The organism is Pseudomonas sp. Irchel s3b2 (assembly GCF_900187445.1).
Classification (GTDB): domain Bacteria; phylum Pseudomonadota; class Gammaproteobacteria; order Pseudomonadales; family Pseudomonadaceae; genus Aquipseudomonas.
The window spans coordinates 625,791-651,469 of record NZ_FYEB01000001.1 but is presented as its reverse complement, the minus strand read 5'-3'; the positions used below and the strand labels follow the sequence as shown (position 1 = coordinate 651,469).

18 protein-coding genes, 4 tRNA genes, 1 pseudogene and 1 riboswitch are annotated in these 25,679 nt (G+C 57.6%); of the genes and pseudogenes, 6 read left to right on the top strand and 17 right to left on the bottom strand.

Going from position 1 to position 25,679, the window contains the following annotated elements; genetic code table 11:
* Nucleotides 1-1,338: 1,338 nt before the first annotated feature.
* A tRNA-Arg gene (locus CKW20_RS03085) sits at nt 1,339-1,415 on the bottom strand.
* A 291-nt stretch (nt 1,416-1,706) separates the two neighbouring features.
* Between CKW20_RS03085 and CKW20_RS03080 the strand changes: the two genes are divergently transcribed.
* Nucleotides 1,707-1,940, top strand: coding sequence for a hypothetical protein (locus CKW20_RS03080; RefSeq protein WP_095051604.1), 234 nt, complete (start codon nt 1,707-1,709; stop codon nt 1,938-1,940).
* A gap of 22 nt (nt 1,941-1,962) precedes the next feature.
* Nucleotides 1,963-2,142: a PA3371 family protein gene (locus CKW20_RS03075; protein ID WP_095051603.1), complete on the top strand. Its 180-nt coding sequence runs from the start codon at nt 1,963-1,965 to the stop codon at nt 2,140-2,142.
* On the opposite strand, the gene phnN is transcribed toward CKW20_RS03075, so the two are convergent.
* Entirely contained in the window at nt 2,117-2,695 is a 579-nt protein-coding gene (gene phnN / locus CKW20_RS03070) for a phosphonate metabolism protein/1,5-bisphosphokinase (PRPP-forming) PhnN (protein WP_095051602.1), read from the bottom strand. The two genes, CKW20_RS03075 and phnN, sit on opposite strands and share 26 nt — an antisense overlap.
* 376 nt (nt 2,696-3,071) lie before the next feature.
* On the opposite strand from phnN, the gene CKW20_RS03065 reads away from it, so the two are divergent.
* On the top strand, nt 3,072-3,398 hold the full coding sequence (locus tag CKW20_RS03065; RefSeq protein ID WP_003178899.1) for an Arc family DNA-binding protein: 327 nt from the start codon (nt 3,072-3,074) through the stop codon (nt 3,396-3,398).
* Nucleotides 3,399-3,499: 101 nt separating this feature from the next.
* Here the strand turns inward: CKW20_RS03065 and mgtE are convergent, their stop codons facing one another.
* Nucleotides 3,500-4,942 carry a magnesium transporter gene (mgtE, locus tag CKW20_RS03060; protein WP_095051601.1) on the bottom strand — a complete coding sequence of 481 codons (1,443 nt, stop codon included), beginning with the start codon at nt 4,940-4,942 and terminating at the stop codon, nt 3,500-3,502.
* Between the two features lie 318 nt (nt 4,943-5,260).
* Here mgtE and CKW20_RS03055 point away from each other — a divergent pair, with 318 nt between their 5' ends.
* Nucleotides 5,261-5,782, top strand: coding sequence for a cell envelope protein SmpA (locus CKW20_RS03055; protein ID WP_095051600.1), 522 nt, complete (start codon nt 5,261-5,263; stop codon nt 5,780-5,782).
* Between the two features lie 19 nt (nt 5,783-5,801).
* Here the strand turns inward: CKW20_RS03055 and CKW20_RS03050 are convergent.
* From CKW20_RS03050 to ltaE, 7 genes are all read right to left on the bottom strand, one after another.
* Nucleotides 5,802-5,878, bottom strand: a tRNA-Arg gene (locus CKW20_RS03050).
* Nucleotides 5,879-5,949: 71 nt separating this feature from the next.
* Nucleotides 5,950-6,026, bottom strand: a tRNA-Arg gene (locus tag CKW20_RS03045).
* A gap of 107 nt (nt 6,027-6,133) precedes the next feature.
* A tRNA-Ser gene (locus tag CKW20_RS03040) sits at nt 6,134-6,224 on the bottom strand.
* Between the two features lie 62 nt (nt 6,225-6,286).
* Nucleotides 6,287-6,475 carry a carbon storage regulator CsrA gene (gene csrA / locus CKW20_RS03035; RefSeq protein ID WP_002554426.1) on the bottom strand — a complete coding sequence of 63 codons (189 nt, stop codon included), beginning with the start codon at nt 6,473-6,475 and terminating at the stop codon, nt 6,287-6,289.
* A 186-nt stretch (nt 6,476-6,661) separates the two neighbouring features.
* Complete coding sequence (locus tag CKW20_RS03030; RefSeq protein WP_030131783.1) at nt 6,662-7,903, bottom strand: aspartate kinase; 1,242 nt, start codon at nt 7,901-7,903, stop codon at nt 6,662-6,664.
* A gap of 88 nt (nt 7,904-7,991) precedes the next feature.
* Nucleotides 7,992-10,613 (bottom strand): alanine--tRNA ligase, encoded by a 2,622-nt coding sequence (alaS, locus tag CKW20_RS03025; RefSeq protein ID WP_095051599.1) that lies wholly within the window; start codon nt 10,611-10,613, stop codon nt 7,992-7,994.
* 146 nt (nt 10,614-10,759) lie between these two features.
* The gene (ltaE, locus tag CKW20_RS03020; RefSeq protein ID WP_095051598.1) at nt 10,760-11,764 is read right to left on the bottom strand and encodes a low-specificity L-threonine aldolase; all 1,005 of its coding nucleotides are present in this window, start codon (nt 11,762-11,764) and stop codon (nt 10,760-10,762) included.
* Between the two features lie 197 nt (nt 11,765-11,961).
* Nucleotides 11,962-12,133, top strand: a riboswitch (FMN riboswitch).
* Between the two features lie 103 nt (nt 12,134-12,236).
* On the opposite strand from ltaE, the gene CKW20_RS03015 reads away from it, so the two are divergent.
* Complete coding sequence (locus CKW20_RS03015) at nt 12,237-12,746, top strand: 6,7-dimethyl-8-ribityllumazine synthase (protein ID WP_008071834.1); 510 nt, start codon at nt 12,237-12,239, stop codon at nt 12,744-12,746.
* 51 nt (nt 12,747-12,797) lie between these two features.
* On the opposite strand, the gene astE is transcribed toward CKW20_RS03015, so the two are convergent.
* The 7 genes from astE to CKW20_RS02980 all read right to left on the bottom strand — a co-directional run bounded on the left by astE (nt 12,798) and on the right by CKW20_RS02980 (nt 20,664).
* The gene (gene astE, locus CKW20_RS03010; RefSeq protein WP_095051597.1) at nt 12,798-13,808 is read right to left on the bottom strand and encodes a succinylglutamate desuccinylase; all 1,011 of its coding nucleotides are present in this window, start codon (nt 13,806-13,808) and stop codon (nt 12,798-12,800) included.
* A gap of 12 nt (nt 13,809-13,820) precedes the next feature.
* Entirely contained in the window at nt 13,821-14,111 is a 291-nt protein-coding gene (locus CKW20_RS03005; RefSeq protein ID WP_007904718.1) for a hypothetical protein, read from the bottom strand.
* Nucleotides 14,112-14,136: 25 nt separating this feature from the next.
* The gene (gene astB / locus CKW20_RS03000; RefSeq protein ID WP_038979425.1) at nt 14,137-15,483 is read right to left on the bottom strand and encodes an N-succinylarginine dihydrolase; all 1,347 of its coding nucleotides are present in this window, start codon (nt 15,481-15,483) and stop codon (nt 14,137-14,139) included.
* A gap of 165 nt (nt 15,484-15,648) precedes the next feature.
* A complete protein-coding gene (gene astD, locus CKW20_RS02995; RefSeq protein WP_095051596.1) occupies nt 15,649-17,115 on the bottom strand; it encodes a succinylglutamate-semialdehyde dehydrogenase in 1,467 nt (488 codons plus the stop codon).
* A complete protein-coding gene (gene astA / locus CKW20_RS02990) occupies nt 17,115-18,140 on the bottom strand; it encodes an arginine N-succinyltransferase (RefSeq protein WP_095051595.1) in 1,026 nt (341 codons plus the stop codon). The genes astD and astA overlap by 1 nt, the downstream gene beginning before the upstream one ends.
* A gap of 87 nt (nt 18,141-18,227) precedes the next feature.
* On the bottom strand, nt 18,228-19,247 hold the full coding sequence (gene aruF / locus CKW20_RS02985) for an arginine/ornithine succinyltransferase subunit alpha (protein ID WP_008033116.1): 1,020 nt from the start codon (nt 19,245-19,247) through the stop codon (nt 18,228-18,230).
* 196 nt (nt 19,248-19,443) lie between these two features.
* Nucleotides 19,444-20,664, bottom strand: coding sequence for an aspartate aminotransferase family protein (locus tag CKW20_RS02980; protein WP_095051594.1), 1,221 nt, complete (start codon nt 20,662-20,664; stop codon nt 19,444-19,446).
* 285 nt (nt 20,665-20,949) lie between these two features.
* Between CKW20_RS02980 and CKW20_RS02975 the strand changes: the two are divergent.
* Nucleotides 20,950-25,665, top strand: a pseudogene (locus CKW20_RS02975) (dermonecrotic toxin domain-containing protein).
* The last annotated feature ends 14 nt before the right edge of the window (nt 25,666-25,679 follow it).

Genomic DNA, 25,679 nt, shown 5'->3' with positions numbered 1-25,679 from the left:
AATCCCGGGCCCGATGTTAATTTTTTTCTCTCTGACTGAGCTGACGCTTCGTTGAGGGGCCCTTCAGGCCCTCAACTCCAGCCTCGAAAACAACACCAGACGTGCCATTGATCTCCATGAGGGCGCCAGGACTAATGAAAAAGCGTTGAAGGCGTTCATACGCTCTGAATCGTCCCTGATTTCCTAAACGAGCCGATTGGCTGTTTTTGGCCGATTGTGTTGAAAAAGTCGGTTCGCCCAAACAGCCTGGTCATTGACTGGTTAAAACACCTTTTTTGCACACTGCTACGTGAAATCTGAGTCCGGAAGCCTCTGCCGAAAGTAAAGATTTCAATCTCGGACGCATACTTTTCTGTTGCGGAAACCATGGTCGATTTTTTCAACAGAATCGGCCGATTTCGGTCAGTCGTGACAGGCAGAAATCGGCCATAACCCTTCAATCCTAACGGGATACCATTGGAACTCGTGACTGATGTTGGGCCGTGCCAAGTCCGTGCAATTGCTCATCTGCCCTGTACCACTCGCGTGGCTCTGTTTGGCCAAAGAACAACAGCTTTCTGTCAGGGTAATGCCAGCAGGCGGGGCTTCCACGGATGGGTCAGCATCCGCCACCTGTAAGTACCTATCGAGTAATGCAGTACGGTGGACGCTCTTCACCGCGTTCAACCTCGCCTTTAGCTTCTCCCCATTGGGATGACCACAAGCTAGTAAGCATCGACCTGTCCCATTGCGCTGCGGTATCGCGGGCCATCCAGCACTTGAAGAACTCAGTAGCTCTACAGCTCTCACCGCTCGCCGCCACAAATTACCTAAGTCACCACAATGATCGTCATTTATCGCAAAGTGCAAAAAGCTAACGCGCTTCCAAGCTCTGAGTTCACAGGTGAAGAAGCGATGTTTATCTGGTGACAACCTAATGATACCGAGCAGAGAATGCTGGCTCGTGCGGGATGGGACAAGGAGACGTTTTACGCATACTGAGATCTCTTGTCTCAATACGCGCATGTACTACCAATTTCTTTTTTCGAGTGGAACCAAATGGCACCGGGCTGCAAAATGATGCCGATAAAGGATATCTGGCAACGATGCTAGGTATGTGCGCCGACACGCTCGTAAGCGCTACAGACCTCATGACAGAGGCCTTTCCTAACACGGCAACAGCGCGTCAAGGCTTAAATCAAAATTTGATCCCGGCCCTAGGAGGCAACCGCCCTGCACCGCCGCAAACCAAACGCAAAAAGCGTCGCTAGGCCGCTATGGGCAATAGCATTTGCACCCACCCTGCACCCATGAATGCAAAGCTGGAAACAAGAAAACCGCTAAAGGCCTTGAAAAATATGGTGTCCCAGGGCAGGTTCGAACTGCCAACCTTCCCCTTAGGAGGGGGATGCTCTATCCAATTGAGCTACTGAGACACAAGTCGCTGCACAAGGATGCGCAGCGATGGACGGCGTGCATGTTAACGGGCAGGCCCGTTTTTGTCATGTCGTCCGTAGGGCTTTTTAAGTGTAGGCAGACGCCTCACAGTAGCGTGGCTTTGTTTACCGTGCAAATTGCATCACCGCAAAATGCCATCATTGCAAAATGCAATGCAGATATTTTTCAAAGATATCTTAATTCATTGTTTTTAAAGGATTTAATAGCCGTTAAACTTTTGGCATGCGGGCTGCTTCGACTGTTCTCACAGAACACAGGAGATCAGCTCCATGAACAGCGCGCTTTTAATCGCGAATGCAGTCGCTTTGGCGGTTCTGTTGGGTTTTCATTTCTTCCCCGAAAACGACGCTGCAACGATTGCTCAACGCATCCCTCATTACCTGCAGCTGCAAAAAACGCCTCAATTGGCAGTCGCGAACGATCAACGCAGGGTTGTCGGCCAAGAGGTGAGCCAAGAGACTATTCAGCAGCGCACACAGTCTTTCGAACGTTTGGTATTTTGAATCCCCCCATCAGGAGCACAGCATGTCCAAATCAGCCGCAGGATGTTTCATCCTCGCCTTACTGAGTGGCATCCTTCATCTGTCATTGGTCCAGGACATGATCGTCACCCTGCCCCTGATTGCCTGCGGCGTGTTCGGTGCATTGTTTGTGCTGGCACTGATCGCCGGGCGCAAAATCAAGTTCGATCCGGTTTTGCGCTGAGGCTCAGTAGCTTCAGAAGATTGGCGACGGTGCCAGCAAGGTCGCCGGAGTTATCAAGTCGGCGGATCTGCGTATCACCGATTGGATCGTCAGCCGTGAATAGCCCGTTACGGTGCAGTCTTGCTTCAATTTCTGCCGGGCTCTCACGCCCCCGCCGTAGTAGACGCTCACGCAGGGCTTCATCCTTGACCGTCAACAACACCGGCAATAGCGCGGGATAGCGCTGTTGCGCTTCTGCCAGGTGTCCGCGTGAACCGTTGATCAACACATCGCGACCGTCCGCGAGCCATTGGTCTATGCCCACAGGAATACCGTAATCCAGCCCATTGGCTTGCCACGACAGCGCAAAATCCCCTTTGGCCCTGCGTCGCTCGAACTCCTCGCGGGATACCTCAATGGCGTCTTCACCCACAGACTCCGCTGAACGCGTGATAACGCGGCGCACAACTTCACAGTTGCCTGCGCGCAACGGCTCACGAGCGGCTTCGATGAGGCTGTCCTTGCCGGATCCCGAAGGCCCCATTAAATAAATCAGCCTGCCATCTGAAATCATCCCGCGCCACGCGTCCGTACTAGTAAATCGGCCATTTGCCACTATCCTGTATAAAAGTAGGGAACAAGGATCGAATCCGCATAGCATGCATCTTCAGGCGTCTTCGGGCATCACCTGTCGGGCAAGAGGACGCGGTCAGCAATACGGACTCATGGATTATTTTCAAACCAGTCCGCATTTCTGAGAATAGGTGCTGGCATTAAGCCTTTACCCAGATCAATATTTGTCACAGAATTGACGCCAATGATCTGGCTAATTTGAGGCATGATGCGCGCCTCTATCAATTCAGGTTGAACATTTGGCCGGAGTGCTTGTCCTATCTGACATCCTGCGGCCTATCCCGAGAACCGCTCCCCTGAACTAACCGGTTAAATATATGCGCCCATTGAAACAGGCAATTTATTCCAGCCGTACGGCTGACAAGTTCGTCGTACGTCTGCCAGACGGAATGCGTGAACGCATTGCCGAAGTGGCTCGCAATCATCATCGCAGCATGAACTCCGAAATCATCGCGCGCCTTGAGCAGAGCCTTATTCAGGAAGGCGCACTGGGTGAAGAATTGAGCATGCGCCTGGACAGCCCCGAGTTGTCTTTGCACGAACGCGAACTGCTGCAACGCTTCCGCCAACTCTCCCACCGTCAGCAAAACGCTCTGGTTTCGCTGATCGCCCATGATGCCGAAATGGCCGCAGACGCTTCCTGATTCATCCCGAAAGTTCAAGCCAGCGTAATTGCTGGCTTTTTTTTGCCTGAAATTTGTTAAAAAAAACCCGCCGATTGGGCGGGTTCTTTTAGAGCAGGACCTCAAAGCAGGAAAATCGTCGCCAGCCCGAGGAAGATGAAAAAGCCGCCACTGTCGGTCATGGCAGTGATCATCACACTGGCACCCATCGCCGGGTCGCGCCCAAGCCGCGCCAGGGTCATCGGAATCAAGACCCCCATCAATGCCGCAAGCAACAGGTTAAGCGTCATGGCGGCGGTCATCACCACGCCCAGTGACCAACTGCCATAAAGCAGATAGGCCACCACACCAATCACGCCGCCCCAGACCAAACCATTGATCAAACCGACCGCCAACTCCTTGCGCATCAGTCGCGACGTATTGCCGGTACTGACCTGGTCCAGCGCCATGGCCCGAACGATCATGGTGATCGTCTGGTTACCCGAGTTGCCACCGATACCGGCGACGATCGGCATCAATGCCGCGAGCGCTACCAGTTTCTCGATGGAGCCTTCGAACAAACCGATCACCCGGGATGCAATGAACGCGGTGATCAGGTTCACCGCCAGCCAGGCCCAACGGTTGCGCAAGGATTTCCAGACTGACGCGAAAATATCTTCTTCTTCACGCAGACCCGCCATGTTGAGAACTTCGTTTTCGCTCTCTTCACGAATCAGGTCGACCATTTCATCGATGGTCAGGCGGCCGATCAGCTTGTCGTTCTTGTCGACCACGGGGGCCGAGATCAAGTCATAACGTTCGAATGCTTGGGCGGCCTCGTAAGCGTCTTCGTCCGGATGAAAACTCACCGGGTCGCTGGCCATGACTTCCGACACCTGCTTTTCCGGGTCGTTGACCAGCAGACGCTTGATCGGCAACACACCCTTGAGCACGCCGTCGTAATCGACCACGAACAGTTTGTCGGTGTGGCCCGGCAGCTCCTTGAGACGGCGCAGGTAACGCAAAACCACTTCGAGACTGACATCCTCACGGATGGTCACCATCTCGAAGTCCATCAGCGCACCGACCTGCTCCTCGTCATAGGACAACGCGGAGCGGACGCGCTCACGCTGTTGACCATCAAGGGTTTCCATCAGCTCGTGGACGACGTCTCGCGGCAGCTCGGAGGCCAGGTCAGCGAGCTCGTCGGCATCCATGTCCTTGGCCGCCGCCAGGAGCTCGTGATCGTCCATGTCGGCGATCAGGGTTTCACGAACCGAATCGGATACTTCGAGCAGAATATCGCCGTCGCGATCGGCCTTGACCAATTGCCAGACCGTCAGACGATCGTCCAGCGGCAAGGCTTCAAGGATGTAGGCAACGTCGGCGGAGTGCAGATCATCGAGCTTGCGCTGCAACTCGACGAGGTTTTGCCGGTGAACCAGGTTCTCGACCCGGTCGTGATGCGGACCTTCCTGGCGATGAGTCAGGTCTTCGACCACTCGCTGGCGCTGCAGCAGCTCAACGACTTGAGCGAGGCGGTCCTGCAAGCTTTCCTGCGTTTTTTTTACTTCAACTTCGGACATAGGCGAACTCCACTCCCAGCAGCGGGGCACGCCGGAAGGATCAATCAGTCAATTCATGATTGTAAAAACGGGATAAGTAACTACTGGGTAAGTCCATGGAGGTATTCCACAAGCCCCGGCGGGGCTGACGGGCGCAATGATAACACCGCCTGACGGTTTTAAACGTTAAAAAATCGTGGCTGAAACAAGCGCTTGCAAGACAAACTTGAGCACCGTCCTGATCCATGAAACTGCGACGACTTATCCTGAAAAGAAAACACAGCTGCGTCGAAAAATGTAATGGCTACCCTTGATGGAGACCGTCATGGAGGACGTCGAATGCCATCGAATGCTCATTATTATCTGCTTGCTACCCTGCTCTGCCAGCTGCCCCAGGCGCTTGCCACGACCGTTCACCGATGCGAAGCCGCCAATGGGCACATCACCTTCACGACCTTGAGCTGTACAGCTGGAGAAAGCCTTTCACTTCAAGACGTACGCACGTTCCTGCCAGGCAGCGCGACACCTCTGATGCCTGAAGCCGAGTTTCGCGATACATCAGGTACGAAAATTCAAAGGAGGAGAGCACCGACGATTGTTGGTCAGTCCGAGGACAAATGTGGAAATCTGCTCAGCGCGAAGGAACGCCGCATAGCGATCATCAATCAGCGGGTCGTTGCCGGCATGAGTCAGCAGGACGTCGAGAGCGCTCTTGGCAAACCCGACAAGATCAGCACCCGCAATTCAGCCACAAGCTACCGCTATGACAACAAGCGCGGGCGCAGTGCTCATATCGAATTCGACGAGAAAGGTTGTACCAAAGGAAAAGCCAAATCGCAGACGGCAAAAAGCCCGCGTTAAACGCGGGCTTTTTGTTGTTTGGTGCACTCGACAGGATTCGAACCTGTGACCGCTCGGTTCGTAGCCGAGTACTCTATCCAGCTGAGCTACGAGTGCATTTGTGTTTTTATACCAGATCACAACTGGTTGAAGCCAAGTTATTCACATTACTGCAAACAACTCTTAAATGGTGCACTCGACAGGATTCGAACCTGTGACCGCTCGGTTCGTAGCCGAGTACTCTATCCAGCTGAGCTACGAGTGCATTTGTTGCCGCGCATTATAGGCCGTTAAATCTTTTTGTAAAGCACTTTTTCTAGTAATTTCAACAACTTACCGAAGAAGCCAGATTACAACGTACTACGCAAATAATGGCGGAGAACGGGGGATTCGAACCCCCGACACCCTTTTGAGGTGTACTCCCTTAGCAGGGGAGCGCCTTCGGCCACTCGGCCAGCTCTCCGCAACACGGGGCGTATCTTAACCAACCTTTTCCCCGTTTGCAAACATAAAAAACGATAAAAATTAATGGCTTGGTTCTTCGTCCTTCTCTTTCTTTATACGCAGGTAAATTTCTTCACGGTGCACAGCAACCTCTTTCGGGGCGTTTACACCGATGCGCACTTGATTTCCTTTAACGCCGAGCACGGTCACGGTGATTTCGCCATCACCAATAATCAGGCTTTCTGCGCACCGACGAGTCAGAATCAGCATACCTTTCTCCTCACGCATTTCATTTCAGGGACAACAGTCTGCAAAAAAAAGGCATTCGACCTACAACCAGAACGATCGCAGCCCTACATGCCTGAGTATTGACTAGCGCGAGCAAAAGAACAGCTTTGGTACGCACCATTCAAAAAAACGAAGGGCGCGGTCAGACCGCGCCCTGGGGAAACGCATTTACTCGCCCTGTCGGGCCGGCGCGTCCAGCTCGAAAGCCGTGTGCAGAGCGCGCACGGCCAGTTCCAGGTACTTCTCTTCGATCACCACGGACACCTTGATTTCCGACGTCGAGATCATCTGAATGTTGATGCTCTCTTTCGCCAGGGATTCGAACATGCGGCTGGCCACGCCTGCGTGGGAGCGCATGCCGACGCCGACGATCGAGACCTTGGCAATCTTGGTGTCGCCAACGACTTCACGGGCACCGATCTCGCGAGCGGTGTTTTCCAGCACGGTTTGCGCCGACTGGTAGTCGTTGCGGTGCACGGTGAAGGTGAAGTCGGTGGTGTTATCGTGCGCAACGTTCTGCACGATCATGTCGACTTCGATGTTCGCGGCACTGATCGGGCCGAGAATCTTGAACGCCACGCCCGGGGTGTCTGGCACGCCACGGATGGTCAGCTTGGCTTCATCGCGGTTGAAAGCGATGCCGGAAATGATCGGCTGTTCCATGGTTTCCTCTTCATCAATAGTAATGAGGGTGCCCGGACCCTCCTTGAAGCTGTGCAGTACGCGCAGCGGAACGTTGTACTTGCCGGCGAATTCCACCGCACGGATCTGCAACACCTTGGAACCGAGGCTGGCCATTTCCAGCATCTCTTCAAAGGTGATCTTGTCCAGGCGCTGAGCCACGGACACCACACGCGGATCGGTGGTGTAGACGCCGTCGACGTCGGTGTAGATCTGGCATTCGTCAGCCTTCAGGGCTGCCGCCAGCGCCACACCGGTGGTATCGGAACCGCCACGACCGAGCGTGGTGATATTGCCGTGCTCGTCGACGCCCTGGAAACCGGCGACAACCACCACACGACCGGCCTTCAGGTCGCCGCGAATCTTCTGGTCATCAATCTGCAAGATACGCGCTTTATTGTGCGCACTATCCGTCAGAATCCGTACCTGATTGCCGGTGTACGACACCGCTGGCACGCCGCGCTTGATCAGCGCCATGGCCAACAGTGCAATCGTCACCTGCTCACCGGTGGAAACGATCACATCCAGCTCGCGAGGAACCGGCTGGCCGTCGCCACTGATTTGCTTGGCAAGATCGATCAGACGGTTGGTTTCGCCACTCATTGCAGACAGCACAACCACCAGGTCATCGCCCGCATCGCGGAATTTCTTAACCTTGTCGGCGACCTGCTCGATTCTCTCGACAGTGCCGACTGAGGTGCCTCCAAATTTCTGTACGATCAAAGCCATTTCAAAGCCGCCTCTGCCCATGAAGGGCGCCCAATAATCTCAAACAGCGCTCTGGCCCGCCACTAGACCGCGAGCCAGACACACTGCCTTATAAACCCTGCTCTACAAATGGAACCGTCAGGGCCAATGCGGCATCCAGTGCGCCAGCGTCAGTACCACCGCCCTGCGCCATGTCTGGACGACCACCGCCCTTCCCGCCCACTGCCGCAGCAGCCTGTTTCATCAAATCACCGGCTTTGAGTTGGCCAGTCAGGTCTTTGGTCACGCCTGCAACCAGAACGACCTTTTCCTCATGGACACTGCCGAGCAGGATCACTGCGCGGCCGAGTTTGTTCTTCAGTTGATCGACCAGCGCCAGCAGCGCCTTGCCATCCTGACCGTCCAGACGCACGGCCAGCACTTTCACGCCTTTGACGTCCAGGGCAGAAGCCGACAGATCGTCGCCCGCCGCGCTGGCCGCCTTGGCCTGCAACTGCTCGAGTTGCTTCTCCAGCAGACGGTTGCGCTCCAGCACAGCCGACAGCTTGTCGATCAGGTTATCGCGGCTGCCCTTGACCAGGTTGGCCGCTTCCTTGAGTTGTTCTTCAGCCGCGTTCAGGTAGGCCAGCGCTGCTGCGCCGGTCACTGCCTCGATACGACGCACACCGGAAGCCACACCGCCTTCGCTGATGATTTTCAGCAGGCCGATGTCGCCAGTACGGGTGGCGTGAATACCACCGCACAGCTCGACGGAGAAATCGCCCATGCTCAGCACGCGAACGCTGTCGCCATACTTCTCGCCGAACAGCGCCATGGCGCCTTTTTGCTTGGCGTTTTCGATGTCGGTTTCTTCGGTTTCAACTTCGGAGTTCTTGCGAATCTCGGCGTTGACGATGTCTTCCAGCGCTTTCAGTTGCTCAGGCTTGATCGCTTCGAAGTGGCTGAAGTCAAAGCGTAGACGCTGACTGTCGACCAGCGAGCCTTTCTGCTGAACGTGCTCGCCCAGTACCTGACGCAATGCGGCGTGCAGCAAGTGAGTGGCCGAGTGGTTCAGCGAAGTCGCGTGACGCACTTCGGCATCGACATGAGTCTCCACCGGAGCACCTACAATCAGGCTGCCCGAATCCAGCACACCGTGGTGCAGGAATGCACCACCGGTCTTGGTGGTGTCGCGCACGTCGAAACGCGCAGCGCCAGCCTGGAGGAAGCCGCAATCACCAATCTGACCGCCGGACTCTGCATAGAACGGCGTCTGATCAAGAACGACCACGCCTTCTTCGCCTTCGCTCAGTACGTCAACCGATTGCCCTTCTTTATAGAGAGCAACGATTTTGGCGGAACCGCTGTGAGCGGTGTAACCGGTGAACTCGGTGGCCACATCAACCTTGACCAGGCTGTTGTAGTCCATGCCGAAGGAGCTGGCGGAGCGGGCACGCACTCGCTGAGCTTCCATTTCGCGTTCGAAGCCTGCTTCGTCGATGGTCAGGCTGCGCTCACGCGCGATGTCGCCCGTCAGGTCCATCGGGAAGCCATAGGTGTCGTAGAGTTTGAACACCACGTCGCCCGGCACCACATCGCCTTTGAGTTCGGCCAGGTCCTGCTCGAGGATCTTCAAGCCCTGCTCCAGGGTCTTGGCGAATTGCTCTTCTTCGGCTTTCAGGACGCGTTCGATGTGCGCCTGCTGGGACTTCAGCTCAGGGAACGCTTCGCCCATCTCGGCGACCAGGGCGGCAACGATCTGATAGAAGAAGCTGCCCTTGGCGCCCAGTTTGTTGCCGTGACGGCAAGCGCGACGAATGATCCGGCGCAGCACATAACCGCGACCTTCGTTGGACGGCAGCACGCCATCGGCAATCAGGAAGCCGCACGAACGAATGTGGTCAGCCACGACTTTCAGCGAAGCCTGAGCGTCGTTGGTGCAACCGATGGCTTTGGCCGATGCGGTCAGCAGGCTCTGGAACAGGTCAATTTCATAGTTCGAGTGAACGTGCTGCAGCACGGCACTGATCCGTTCCAGGCCCATGCCGGTGTCCACCGACGGCGCTGGCAACGGGTGCAACACGCCATCGGCGGTGCGGTTGAACTGCATGAACACGTTGTTCCAGATCTCGATGTAACGGTCGCCGTCTTCTTCCGGCGAGCCCGGTGGGCCACCCCAGATGTCGGCGCCGTGATCATAGAAAATCTCAGTGCAAGGACCGCACGGGCCGGTATCGCCCATGGTCCAGAAGTTGTCGGATGCGTATGGCGCGCCCTTGTTGTCGCCGATACGGACCATGCGCTCGGCCGGTACGCCGATGTCTTTGGTCCAGATGTCATACGCCTCGTCATCGCTGGCGTAGACGGTGACCCAGAGCTTTTCTTTCGGCAGGTTCAGCCACTTCTCGGAGGTCAGGAAGTTCCAGGCGTAGGTGATGGCGTCACGCTTGAAATAATCACCGAAGCTGAAGTTACCCAGCATTTCGAAGAAGGTGTGGTGACGGGCGGTATAACCGACGTTTTCCAGGTCGTTGTGCTTGCCGCCGGCGCGCACGCATTTCTGGCTGCTGACGGCGCGGGTGTACGCGCGCTTTTCCTGGCCCAGAAAGCAGTCCTTGAACTGGTTCATCCCCGCGTTAGTGAACAGCAGGGTTGGGTCGTTGCCCGGAATCAAAGAGCTGGAGGCTACACGGGTGTGGCCTTGTTCTTCGAAGAAGCGAAGGAAGGCTTCACGGATTTCTGCGCTTTTCATTAGGTTCTTCCACGGAGGCTGCGGCCAAAGGCCTGTGCGAAACGTCAACAGACGAAGCGACGGCAAAGGGCCGCATTATATCGGCCCTGCGCGCGGGGTACAGCGTGTTTATACGATAGAAACGGTCAATTGGACGGCTAACGCGATCAGTTGCGGGAAAACTCGACGAATGTAGCGACCACCTGCTCGATTTGCGCACGGCTGACGTCCATGTGCGTGACCATTCGCAGACGACCGGCAGCACTGAGCTTGATCCCGCGTGTCGCCGCGAAGGCCTTGATCGCTTCGGCCTTGTCGCCCATTTGCACGTAAACCATATTGGTCTGCACCGGCTCGACCTCATAGCCCGCCGCTCGCAGACCTTCGGCCAGCATTTGTGCGTTGGCATGGTCGTCAGCCAGGCGCTGAACATTATTATCCAGCGCATAAAGCCCCGCTGCGGCGAGAATCCCGGCCTGGCGCATGCCGCCGCCGACCATCTTGCGCAGACGTCGTGCCTTGGCGATCAACTCGACCGAGCCGCACAGCACCGAACCGATCGGCGTGCCCAGGCCTTTGGACAGGCAGACCGAAACCGAATCGAAATGCTGAGTGATCTCCCGGGCATCGACACCCAGTTTGACCGCCGCGTTGTAGAGCCGCGCGCCATCCAGATGCAGCGCCAGGCCATGTTCACGAGTGAAACGGCGTGCCTGGGCCAGATATTCCAGCGGCAAAACCTTGCCCTGCATGGTGTTTTCCAGCGCCAGCAAACGGGTGCGGGCGAAGTGGAAATCATCTGGCTTGATCGCGGCGGCGACCTGCGCCAGGTCCAGCGAACCATCGGCCTGCACTTCCAGGGGCTGCGGCTGGATCGAACCGAGCACTGCCGCGCCACCACCTTCGTACTTATAGGTGTGGGCCTGTTGACCGACAATGTATTCGTCACCGCGATCGCAGTGGGCCATCAGGCCCAGCAAGTTGCTCATGGTGCCCGTCGGAACGAACAGCGCAGCGGCAAAACCCAGTCGTTTTGCCAGTTCGGCTTCCAGACGATTGACCGTCGGATCTTCGCCATAAACGTCGTCACCGGTGGCTGCATTGGCCATCGCGTCGAGCATCCCTGCGGTCGGTTGGGTGACGGTGTCGCTGCGAAGATCGATAACGCTCATGAATCTGGCCTCGGTAAGCAGGGGAAAATCCCTTTCAGGATGGAATTACTGCGGTCATGTCGGCGAATAATCAAGCCTTGTTCCAGGAAAAGGCTGGTTATGCCAATGAAAAAGTCGATAACAATCATCAGATAGCAGCAATGCACAGGTGAGAAATATGTGTTAAAAACGCTTCGCCGCCAAACAATCTGGCGGCAAAACGTTCTCAGGGCGGGGTGCAACTCCCCACCGGCGGTAATTGCGCGCAATGCGCATAGCCCGCGAGCGCTTGGCGACAGGCACGGCAATGGCTGTGAATGACGACAAGGTCAGCAGACCCGGTGTGATCCCGGGGCCGACGGTCATAGTCCGGATGAAGAGAGAACGGGATTGGCACAAAAGGGCCGTCCGCAGGCACTCGTGCGAGCGTGCGTACCCTTAAATCCCATTCGATTCATAACGCCCTGTTTTTTACACAAACAGGAGTCAGAACATGCAACCCACCGCAATCGATAGCAAAAGCAAAAACCATCAGGGCGAGCGCGTCGCGTTCATCCAGGCCTGCTGGCACAAGGAAATCGTCGACCAGAGCCGTAAAGGCTTCGTCGCCGAAATGATTGCTCAGGGTTATCAGGAGTCGGACATCGATTTCTTCGAAGTCGGCGGCGCCTTTGAAATTCCGCTGCACGCCAAACTGCTGGCCAAGTCTGGTCGTTATGCCGGCATCGTCGCTGCGGGCCTGGTAGTCGACGGCGGCATCTATCGCCACGAATTCGTCGCCCAGTCAGTGATCAGCGGCCTGATGCAGGTTCAACTGGAAACCGAAGTGCCGGTGTTCTCGGTGGTTTTGACCCCACACCACTTCCATGCCGGCGAAGAACATCAGAAGTTCTTCTTCGAGCATTTCGTGCATAAAGGTCAGGAAGCGGCGAAGACTTGCGCGGATACGCTGCACAAGATGCGGGCGTTGCGTCGCAGCGAACCTCGCGCGGTAGCGGTCTAAAGCACAACACCTGTGACTGATCGTTCCCACGCTCCGCGTGGGAACGATCAGTCAGGCGAGGTTTTTGTCGGTGGTCGGCACGATCAGGATGCCGGCGCGCAGGCCGTTCTTGACCTTGGGGTTCGGGAAGATGATCCGGGCGCCCTTCTCTTCGATGACCCAGCGGGTATTGGCGATATCCTCGGCCAGCACATACCCCATTTTCAACTCCGAAAAGTTTTCGATATCCGCCGGCAGATTCAGGTGGAAGCTATCGCTGTGCTTGATGATTTCCCGAGCGACGCTGAACAACTGCAAACCCTCCAGCCCTTCGTCGGTCATTGGCGGCTCGGTGCCTTCGATGATCTGCTTCAGGCGGGTTTCAAGAAGGCTGATGTTGACCCCGTCGTTCTGCCCGAACGGCCGGGCCTTGCCCAGCTCGAGGGTGAAGGACTCGGCATCGAGCTTGTCGTAGGTGTAGGAGCTGAAGACGATGGAAGGTTTGTTCTGCAGCAGCACCGCTTCCATGCCGGCAGCGCGCAGGCGAGCCAGTTCCAGGCGTGAATGCCGACGACCTTCTTTCCAGGGGTACAGGGCGAATTGCTCGATTTTCGAGCCACGGATCGCCGTGTGCAGGTCGTAGTGCAGGCGATTGCGGTCCGGCAGGCTGAAGAACGTCGCCGCCAGCCGCTCCAGTTCACAAGCGCGCAAGGCCTCGGAACCACTGGTTTGTTCGTGCCGGCCGTTGAACAGCCGATTGACGTCCTGCTCGATGAAACGCTCACCGCGACGGATGGCCTCGGGGTTGCCGAACAGGAACAGAATGCGTGCGCGCGGCTTCAAGTCGCCGCGAGCGATGTCATGCAACAGGCGATCGAGCAACTCGATCGGCGCTGTTTCGTTGCCATGGATACCGGCCGAGAGCAGCAGGTCCAGGCCGTTGTCGCGAGCTTCAGGTGGCCGGACTTCCAGCGCACCTTCGCTCAACCAGCGCATCCGCACGCCTTCGACAGTCAGTTGAGTCTTCTCCGCCGGTTCGCGGCCGGCGAGGGTCAGTTCAAGCAGTTTGCCGAGGGCGAGCATAGAGCGGTTTCCTTAGTGGTCGTGATTGCAATCCGGGCCGTGTACGTGGTCCTCATCATCACCGACGTCGGCCGGTTCCATCTCCAGTTGCAGACTTACCAGATTAGTCGCCAATGGGCGCAGCAGCAGGTTGGCGTATTCAGCGTCACCCTCTTCGACGTCCACACCAATCAGCAGCTGGCCACGGCCGTCCTGCTGGATCCACAGCTCTTTGCCTTGCCACATGACCGCGACGCGGGTGCAGGAAGTTTCCAGTTGCGTGCCGTCGGTATCTTCAAGGATCAGCTGCAGGGTATCGCTCATGTTTTTACGCTCTCGTTTGAGACTTTCAATTGATCTGGAATGGATAAACCGCGCCCAGTTTAAGGATTTGCGTCAGTTCATCCAGTGCCGTCCGGCACTCAAGCAGCAATTGCGGGTCCGCCAGATCGTTTTCGGTCATACGGTCGCGGTAGTGCTTGTCGACCCATTCGGTCAATGTGCCGTACAACGGTGCCGTCATGATAACCCCTTGGTTGACGGCCGCCAGTTCGGTTTCGTTGAGTGCGACGCGCAGCCGCAGGCAAGCAGGGCCACCGCCGTTCTGCATGCTCTGCTTGAGATCGAAAACTTTCACTTCGCGGATCAGGCCGCCAGAGCTGGTCAGGCCTTGCAGGTACTGCCAGACACGCTCGTTGCCACGGCATTCTTCCGGCACGATCAACAGCATGGAGCCGTCAGGACGCGACAGCAGCTGGCTATTGAACAGGTAGGAACGAACGGCGTCTTCCACGGTGACCGCGGAACGCGGTACACAGATCGACTGAAATTTCCCACCCACTTTGGCGAGTTTGCCGTGCAGTTCAGCGAGCATCTGCTCGGTGTCGAGGAAGGCGTCCTCGTGATAGAACAGCACTTCGCCGTTACCCACTGCGATCACGTCGTTGTGGAACACACCCTGATCGATCACCGAAGGGTTCTGCTGGGCATAGACCACGCCGTCATCACTCAGGCCGTGCAGACGCGCGACCGCCTGGGAGGCTTCGAGAGTCTGGCGTGCCGGGTACTTCTGCGGATTCGGGTAACGGGTGTCGAACGCGCTGCGACCGAACACGAAAAACTCGACGCCAGCTTCACCGTAGTCACGGCAGAAACGGGTGTGGTTGGCCGCGCCTTCGTCACCGAACTGCGCCACGGCCGGCAAAGCGGCGTGGTGAGCAAAGTGCTTCTGATCGGCGAACATCGCCCCCAGTACGCGGCTGGTGGTCGGGTGTTCGATGCTACGGTGGTATTTGCAGTTCAGGTTGGCGGCGGTGAAATGCACGCGACCATCCGCAGTGTCGGCGCTCGGGCTGACCGTGGCGGCGTTCGCCACCCACATGCTCGACGCCGAGCAATTGGCAACCAGCAGCGGCATGGCCTCTTTGGCGGCGCGCTCGATCACCTGAGCATCGGTACCGCTGAAACCCAGGCGGCGCAGTGCGGCTACGTCCGGACGTTCTTGTGGCGCCAAAACGCCTTGCTGAAAGCCCATTTCCATCAGCGCTTTCATCTTCGCCAGGCCTTGCAGCGCGGCTTCCTTCGGGTTCGAAGATTGCTGGCTGTTGCTCTGGGACGCGACGTTGCCGTAGGACAGGCCGCCGTAGTTATGGGTCGGCCCCACTAGACCGTCAAAATTGACTTCATAGGATTTCATCAGCGAGGCTCCACGAGAATCTGTTGTTATAGGCTTCAGGTAACAATTCAGTAAGACCGAGGCGCGGCCTTCGCGGGCAAGCCTCGCTCCTACAGGTTTGTGGTGCGCGCCGATCACGTGAACGACACAAAACCTGTAGGAGCGAGGCTTGCCCGCGAATGGGCGTTACGCCATCTTCACGCCAGGCGTCAACGCGGCAGGCAAAACCAGGCTCGGGGTTTCCAGCGACGCCACCGGGTACGCGCAGTAATCCGCCGCGTAGTAGGCGCTGGCGCGATGGTTACCCGAGGCACCGACACCGCCGAATGGCGCGCTGCTCGCCGCACCGGTCAGCTGCTTGTTCCAGTTGACGATACCGGCCCGGCTTTCCAGCCAGAACTGCTGATAACGCGCTTCGGAATCCGACAACAGACCGGCCGCCAGGCCATAGTCGGTGTCATTGGCTTCAGCGATCGCCGCTTCAAAATCAGCGTAGCGGATCACTTGCAGCAGCGGACCGAACAGCTCTTCGTCCGGGCGATCGGCCACTGCCGTTACGTCCAGAATGCCCGGGGTCAGCAAGGCTGCCTGAGCCTGGGGTTGAGTCATTTCCAAAAGCGCCACCGCGCCGTTGGCCAGCAGATGTTCTTGCGCATCCATCAACGCTTTCGCAGCGCCGAGGGAAATCACCGAGCCCATGAACGGCGCCGGTTGCTGATCGAACGCACCGACTTCAATCGTCGAGCTGACCGCCACCAGACGCGCCAGCAACGTGTCGCCCCAAGCGCCTTGCGGCACCAGCAAGCGCCGGGCACAAGTGCAACGCTGACCGGCGGAAATGAACGCCGATTGAATAATGGTGTAAACGGCGGCATCGAGGTCCGCGACCTGATCCACCACCAATGGATTGTTGCCGCCCATTTCCAGCGCGAGGATTTTGTCCGGACGACCGGCAAACTGCTGGTGCAGATGATTGCCGGTACGGCTGGAACCAGTGAAGAACAGACCGTCGATGCCCGGGTTCGCCGCCAGGGCGATACCGGTTTCACGAGCGCCTTGCAGCAGGTTCAGCACACCAGCCGGCAGACCGGCTTCGATCCAGCACTTGACCGTCAGCTCAGCAACTTTCGGGGTCAGCTCACTCGGCTTGAACAGCACACTGTTACCGGCCAGCAGCGCCGGGACGATGTGACCGTTGGGCAAGTGACCAGGGAAGTTGTAAGGACCGAACACCGCCACCACGCCGTGCGGCTTGTGGCGCAACACAGCGGTGGCGTCGCCCAGCGGGCCGCTCTTCTCGCCGGTACGTTCGCGGTAGCTCTGCACCGAGATCGCAATTTTATTGACCATGCTGGTGACTTCAGTCGCCGCTTCCCACAGGGGTTTACCGGTTTCTTCGCCGATGGTGCGAGCCAGCTCGTCAGCGTGATTCTTCAGTGCGGCGGCAAAGGCTTCCAGCACACTGATGCGCTCTTCCAGGGTACGCCGGGCCCAGCCCGGGAACGCCTGACGCGCAGCTTGCACGGCCGACTCGACCTGACCGGCCGTGGCGCCCTCGCCGACCCACAGCACTTGCTGGGTCACCGGGTTTACCGATTGAAAGCTTTCACCCTGACCGGCCAGCCATTCACCGGCGACGTATAGCGAATTCATTATTTCGACTCCCGAGCAGCAGACAACGGAACGGCGCGCACTTGATCGCCAGCGTTGAGTTGAAGACGTTTGGCGGTCAGCGGATCGACCACCAACGTGCCGGCGGCGAAGCGTGCTGGCGCGGCAGTGATCCGACAGTCTTCGCGCTTGCGGTTATGAATCAGGAACGGCGTGGCGTCGTCACCCGGGGTGCCGATGGCCAGCACCAGCGCCTGGCTGTCGCGCACCGCGCGAATCTTGGTGGTTTCGCACTCCACCGCAGGACCGGCATCGAAGATATCGACGTAGCCTTGATAGCTGAAACCTTCGCTCTTGAGCATCGACAGGGCCGGTTCGGTGTCCGGGTGAACCTGGCCGATCACGTTGCGCGCGTCTGGCGACAGGAAGCAGGTGTACAGCGGGAATTTCGGCATCAGTTCGGCGATGAACGCCTTGTTGCCCACGCCAGTGAGGTAATCGGCCTGGCTGAATTCCATCTTGAAGAAGTGCCGGCCCAGGCTTTCCCAGAACGGCGAACGCCCGGCGTCATCGGACACACCGCGCATTTCAGCGATGATCTTGTTGCCGAACAGTTGCGGGAACTCGGCGATGAACAGCATCCGCGCCTTGGCCAGCATGCGGCCGTTGAGGCCAGTGCGGAAATCGGCGTGCAGGAACAACGAGCACAACTCGGAATTGCCGGTCAGGTCGTTGGCCAGGAACAGCGTCGGAATTTCGCGGTAGATGTTCAGCTCTTGCGAGGCGCTGACCGTCAGGCCGACCCGGAAGTTGTACCAGGGCTCCCGCAGGCCAACGGCGCCGGCGATGGCGGAAATGCCCACCACGCGGCCATTGTCATCTTCGAGCACGAACAGATAGTCCGCATCGCCCCGCCCGGCTTCGCCGCGAAAGGTCTTCTCGGCCCAACCGACTCGATGGGCCAGACGCTCTTCGTTGGCCGGCAAGGTAGTCAGGCCGGTGCCGGTGCTGCGGGCCAGGTCGATCAGAGCGGGTAAATCGCTGCTGCGTACGGGACGAACGATCATGCTATCTCCTCAAACGGGCCGCTTGCGCCACCCGTGAAACTCGCTGCTTTACTAAGCATTCATTCTTTATAGGCATAGCAGCAGGCGTTAAACCGCCACCAGGCGCACGCTGGCACCTTCACCGACGCCCAGGGCTTCGGCGGCTTCCAGATCCAGGGTGACGGGTTTACCCGGCGCGTAATCGAGCTCGAGCAATACCGCGCGGTAATCCTGCAACTGGGCGTTGGCCACCAGGTACTGACGACCCGCGCCTTTGACCGGCTCACCGATTTTCACTGGCACCACACGGCTCTGGGCGATCGAACGTATCCCCGAGACGCGGGCGTGCAGGGTTGGGCCGCCGTCGAAAATGTCGATGTAATGATCGGTCTCGAAGCCTTCGCGCATCAGGATGTCGAAGGTGATCTGCGCCCGGGGGTGCACCTGGCCCATCGCCTCTTGAGCGGAGTCCGGCAGCAACGGCACATAGATCGGATAATGCGGCATCAGTTCGGCGAGGAAGGTCCGGCTCTTCAAACCGCACAAGCGCTCGGCTTCGGCGTAGTTGAGGTCGAAGAAGTTGCGGCCGATGGCATCCCAGAACGGCGAGTCGCCATTTTCATCGCTGTAACCGACGATCTCGGTCACCACGGAATCGGCAAAGCGCTCAGGATGACTGGCCACGAACAGCAAACGGCCACGGGAATTGAGTTCCGCCCAAGGCGAACCCACCAACTCGCGCTGCACGTAGAAGCTGGTCAACAGACTGTTGCCGGTCAGGTCGTGGCACTGGGAGAGCACGTGGATCTTGTTGTGAATCTTCAGCTCGCGGGAGGCATGCACGAACGTTTCGTTACGAAAGCTGTAGAACGGCTCGGAGTAACCGGCCGAAGCAACGATGGCCGAGCAGCCGGCCAGTTTGCCGGTGGCGGTGTCTTCGAGGACGAAGAAATAGCTCTCTTCACCGTTGAAGCTGACTTCGGCGGCGAACGAGGCTTCGCTTGCGGCGATCTTGTCGCTCAGGCGTTCAACGTCATCCGGCAAGGAAGTGACACCAATCGGGCTGTCCGCAGCCAGACGCTGTACCTCGCCCAGATCAGCCATTTGCGCGGGGCGCATCACCAGCATGGTGTCACTCCTTTCTCGTAACTCTTTTGGGGGAAATAAGCCTGACCCTTGTAGGAGCGAAGCTTGCTCGCGAAGGTGTGTCAGCCACAGTGATGTCGACTGACACACCTTCGCGAGCAAGCTTCGCTCCTACAGAAGAGCGGGTCCGGCATAAAAATTGGTTCGACGCCTGAATGATCAGGCATCGAAGGGTCTATCAGGCTTGCGTCAATTTGGCCGCGGCGCGTTCGAAGCGGTCCAGGCCGGCATCGATATCGGCGTCTTCCACCACCAGGCTCGGGGCGAAACGCACCACGTCCGGGCCGGCTTGCAGGACCATCAGGCCTTCTTGTTCCGCGGCGTTGAAGATGTCTTTGGCTTTGCCTTTCCAGGCATCGCTCAGCACGCAACCGATCAACAGGCCCATGCCACGAACCTGGGTGAACAGGCCGTACTTCTCGCCGATCTGCTCAAGGCGAGCCTTGAACTTGTCGTGCTTGGCGTTGACGCCAGCCAGCACTTCGGGGGTGTTGATCACGTCGATCACGGCTTCCGCGACCGCACACGCCAGCGGATTTCCGCCGTAAGTGGTGCCGTGGGTGCCGACGACCAGGTGCTTGGCCAGGTCTTCGGTGGTCAGCATCGCTGCGATCGGGAAACCGCCGCCCAGGCTCTTGGCGCTGGTCAGGATGTCCGGGATCACGCCGTAATGCTGATAGGCAAACAGATGGCCGGTACGGCCCATGCCGGTTTGCACTTCGTCGAAGATCAGCAACGCGTTGTGCGCGGTGCAGAGGTCGCGGGCACCTTGCAGGTATTCGAGTTCAGCCGGAATCACACCACTTTCGCCCTGGATCGGCTCCAGGACTACTGCGCACGTCTTGTCGGAAATGGCGGCTTTCAGTGCGGCCAGATCGTTGTACGGCACGTGGGTGATGCCGGTGATTTTCGGACCGAAGCCGTCGGAGTACTTCGACTGGCCGCCAACGTTCACGGTGAACAGGGTGCGACCGTGGAAGCTGTTGAGCGCGGCGATGATTTCGTACTTCTCGCTACCGAAACGGTCGAAGCCGACGCGACGGGCCAGCTTGAAAGCGGCCTCGTTGGCTTCGGCGCCGGAGTTGCAGAAGAAGGCACGGTCGGCAAACGTGGCGTCGACCAGCTTATGGGCCAGGCGCAAGGCCGGCTCATTGGTGAACACGTTGGACACGTGCCACAGCTTGTTCGCCTGCTCGGTCAGGGCACCGACCAGCGCCGGGTGCGCATGGCCCAATACGTTAACGGCAATCCCGCCGGCGAAGTCGATCAGCTCGCGACCGGACTGATCCCAGACACGGGAACCGGCACCACGCACGGGAATGAAAGCGGCTGGCGCGTAGTTGGGAACCATTACCTGGTCGAAATCGGCGCGTTCTACCGCAGCGTGCTCAACGGACATCGGAGTCTCCTGAAGAGGAACGCTCGCCTGAAACTGGCGAGCGATGAGGGGATTGTAAGGACAGTTTTCAGCCCGGCCTTGCCGCCAAGCGACAACTTCTTATAGCGCAAACACCGGTTTTGCCCGGGTTTACGGCAATGCGACAAATAGGGTCGCAAAGGCGCAGTTTAAACCGACGGCACAGGTTATAGGCAGGCTTGTAGATCGGTGCGGTAAATATGTACCGCACGCAGTGCTTCATCGTCTGCTTTCCTTGGGCTCCATCCAAACGCTAAGGGACTAGCGATGAATCAGCACGAATTTGAGCTTGCCGCTCATCCAGATGCGCACTATCACCACGTGTTCAAAAATCTGCCCGACTGGGTATTGAAAGCATCGCCTGCGACGCTCAGCGCGCTAAAGAGCGCCTCGCTGGAATTTCCTGACTGGCATGCCACTGCAAACCGCCAGCAACATCAATCGCTGAAATTGGCCAACGGGGAACACTTGAGCCAGCGCAATCGCCTGGAGGCGACACTGAACAAGCTGACTAACGCCCGGGACTTCGCCGAACCGCTTCTGAGCGACGCGCTGAAAACCCGTTTCGGCCTTGAACTGGACGTCAAGACAACTTTTCTGCGCCTGTACATTCCCCAGAACATCCCATGGTTACCGATCAAATCCGGCGCCGCCCGTACCTGGACGGTATCGCTGCTCGATGCAGCCCTGCATAACTTTCAGGATTCGGAGACAGAAACGGACGCTTACGAGTCCGCCTCCACATTCATCACCGAGCCCTCGCCCACCGGTCAATTCAATACGTTGCCGGCGATCAAACGCCAACTCTCTATTCAGAACTTCACCCGGTTATGCCGGGAACTGGATATCGGTGGTCAGTACGAGGCGTACCTCAAAAACCATTTGGGGCTGACCAATCCGGTGGCCGGCGCAGTGTTGAAATCGAACGTCAACAAGACACACAAAGCCGCCCTGCACACCGCACTGCAACTGGCTCATATTCGAGAAGATCTACCGAACGACGCCTATCATTCGATCCTTGGCATCGCGCAAGGCCACAAAGGTGTGCGGCTGGACGGCCAGCTATTGCACTGCCATGACCTGACGATGATGTCTTCATTGCTGACGGGGATCGTCGTTTTCGCCCCCAACCTGGAGCGCTCACAGCAGGCAGGGCGGATCATCGTCTACATCCCCGATGATCCGGAGCATCCGCTCAAACAGTACCCTGACGCTCAGGCATTCATGACAGAGCTGACCCGCAAACTGCGCTCCCCCACTTACCAGACATTCTTCAGCCGTTTCGTCTCGCATCAGGAAAGAGCTTACTTTTTCGCCGATCTCAACCGCCGTCTCAGCACCGTTAGCTGGCATGAGCACGAGCATGGCGATCCACTGCCCAGCTGGCGGGACACACCGGTCGACAAACCCAAACTGCAATTTTCGGTGAGCCAGATCAATACCGGCCTGTGGACTCACCTTTATCAACAGCAACTGAACAAGATCCTCAATGACGCGCGCACCCTTGCCGTCTCCACCGCCAGCGCCGACCGAAACGCGCGATGGGCGTTATGGGACGCCTTCAGCAAAATCGCCACGGCGATTGTTGAAGTGGCATCGTTCATTGCCCTGCCATTTGTTCCGTTTATGGGCGAGCTGATGCTGGCCTACATGGCCTACCAGGTTCTCGACGATACTTTCGAAGGCATCGTCGACTGGGCAGAAGGCCTGAAAACCGAAGCCTTTGGGCATGTGATGAGCATCGTTGAGACGACGGTGCAACTCGGGACATTCGCAATAGGCGGCGCCATGGCTGCCAATGTATTCAACCGCCTGCTGTCTGGCGAAGCGGTAGCGCTGATTTAGCCGCTCAAACCGGTCAAAACCGCCGGAGGTCGAACCCGATACTGGAAGCCGGATCTCACGCCGTACGAGCAATCAATCACGCTGCCAACCGACGCCAAACCCGATCCGCTGGGCCTGTATCGGCATGAGGACAGAACGCTGCTGCGCCTTGAAGACAAGCTCTATGCCGTAGAACCGGATAGCGAGACCGGCGGGTTTCAAATCCAGCATCCGAACCGGGCCGATGCTTATCAGCCACCGCTGCGTCACAACCATCATGGCGCCTGGCAGACAGCGCTGGACCAACCCTTGATGTGGGACCGGGAAACCGTGATGCGCCGCCTCGGTCACAGCGTCGAGTCGTTCAGCAGCGCCGAGCGCGAGAAAATCCTGCGCATCAGTGGCTTTCACGACAATGTAGTGCGCGAAATTCACGTCGAAAACCATCGCCCCCCTTCACTGCTGACCGACACCATCAAGCGCTTCACAATCGATCGTGATATCCAGGCATTGATCGAGCAGACCGATAGCAGCCATCCCGAACACTATCAGGCGCTGAATCATCGCCTTTTGATGTTCGAATCTCGCTACCGGGAACTTGAAAAAACCGATGACCGCCAGGTCCAGCTACTGCTTGGCGAAATTCAGGGACTACCGACAGACATTGCGCAAGAACTGGTCAGCAATACATCCGGCACCGAGCTAATGCAGCTGCACAACGGTCAACTTCCTCAACGCCTCAAGGACGTGGCAGTCAAAGCCATGGAAGCAGTGCGTGGCGCCAGAGCCTATGAGGGGTTTTATCTGGAAGAGATGGAAACGACAGACACTCATCGAGTGGCCTTGCATAGCCTCGAATCAATGCCCGGCTGGCCCAGTGACCTACGCATCGAGGTCAGGGATTTCTCTTATGACGGGTCACTGCGCGACAGCATCGGCCAACCCGACACGCCGCTCCTCAGAACATTGGTGCAGGCAGATGACGGCACTTATCAAGTCCACGAAAACAATGAGCAACCCGGCGATTTTTATCATGCCCTGCTTCAGGCGCTGTCCGAAGACGAGCGCACTGCGCTGGGTCTTGGCGTCGACGACGGTCAAGTGCTCAAACAACGCATTGCCGAGCACGCGGTGAATAGACCCGAGTTGCGCACGCTGTTCGCAAAAAACCCGCGTCGAAAACCTTTCTATGACCCGACGACCATGCGCCTGCCCGGTGGTACGCAGGGTTACAGTCGCAGCCACCGATCTACACCAACGCTCGATGACAGGGTTCGCGAGGTTTATCCCAGCCTGACTCAGGAAGAGTTGCGCTCCGTCGTCTCCCAACTACAGCGTCACCCTGATGGCCCTCGCTCGGAACTTACACGTCTGGCCAATGAACTCCACGTACTGCATGGGGATCTTGAGCGCTGGACGAATAACACCCCCACCGTCCACCGTGAAACCGGGCTCGCGCTGAGCCATCTGGAGCAACAGGCTGTGCGACACAATCGACAATTGCTCGCTCAGGAAATCCAGCGCAGTTGGCGACGGCAGTCCGACCGGGACGTCGATGCACCGGATGGCACCGAGCGGTATGTGCTGCGGTGCGTTGAACCGATCACGGGAGACCTGCCGAACCTGACGGCAGATTTCAGCCACGTGTCGTCGCTCACCCTCGACGGCAGTCATGCCGTGCATGGGGTGCCCGGCTTTTTGCAGCACTTCAGCGGTCTTCGTCGACTGGAGTTACGCCGTTTCACACTGGAAAAGCTTCCCGATGCCATCGGGCAAATGATGAATCTTGAAACATTGATACTCAGCGATTGCGGAATCAATTTCGATGCCACCGCATGGTCAAAACTGTCCAAAATGAAAAAACTGGCCATGCTGGATCTCTACCGCAATCCAGTTGAAGGTGTACCCAGTATTGAATCAATGCCCGACCTCATTCATCTGGATCTGAGCGATACCGGGCTGACCGAAATCCCCGCCAGCGTACTGCTACATGCCAGGCTCGATACCCTCATGTTGATGAACAACAACATCAGCCAATTGCCTGCCAGACTCTTCGACAGCCCGGTGTATGAGAAACGCGGCGTGCACCTTTCGCAGAATCCGCTTGGCGATCAGGCGCGGGAACTGATCAAGCAGCAGTACTTCGAGACCTCTTACGATCTGGGTGTTGACGCACCCGAGGCCGATATAGCGCGAGCCAGGGCGCTTTTTCCAGACCTGGAAGTCGAAGAGGCGAGCGGCTATGTGTACGAGCTGCCGGGCACATTGGCAGACGGCCGAATAGAGCTGACAAGGCTGGAAGCAGAACTCGCCCAGTTGAGTATCGATCTGGCTGCATGGACAGCCGACTTGCCGCCTCTGCACCCACAGACCGGTGAACCATTCAGTGAACAGCAACTGCTTACCGAGCACGCCAACCGTGACGAATTCAAGCAGTTACTGGAGCGATGCTGGCGTATTGAAATGGACCAGGATGATTTCAACGAGAGCCTTGAGCCAACCTACGAACTGATCATCCGTCCGCGGATCAACGGAGAACTTCCCACCCTTAATGCTGACTTTAAACATGTGTCGTCGCTGGAACTGGAAAGCACCGACGGCGTGACGCGCATTGGACAGTTCCTGAAATCGTTCCCCAATCTGAAAAGCCTGCGGCTGCGCGAGTGTGACCTGGGCAACATTCCTGACGCCGTGTTCAAGATGGGCCGCTTGCGCTCACTGTCACTTTTCAATTGCCGCATCAGCTTGTCCGCGGAATCGGCGAACGCATTGGCTGGAATGGAGCATCTCGACTATCTCGATCTCGGTTCCAACCCGTTGGGGCAAACACCCGATGTGAGCCAGATGCCGGATCTGGCAACGATTTTGTTGCATGACACTGGCATCAGAGAAATACCCAACGGCCTGCTGCAGATAATTGAGCTGGATTGGGCAGACCTGAGCGACAACGCAATCACCGACGTGCCGAGCGACATCATGGAATTGCCGGCCGAGGCTGCAGCGAACATTGATCTTCGAGACAATCCGTTTACCGAGCAAGCCCTGCTACGACTGATCGACTACTACCAAAATACGGGGGTGGATTTCGGCGTGGAAGAGGTGATCAATCGTGGCGAAATGCAGATATCGTCTTCGGAGGGGTCCGAAGTCGACGAGTAACGCGCTGTTGTGAC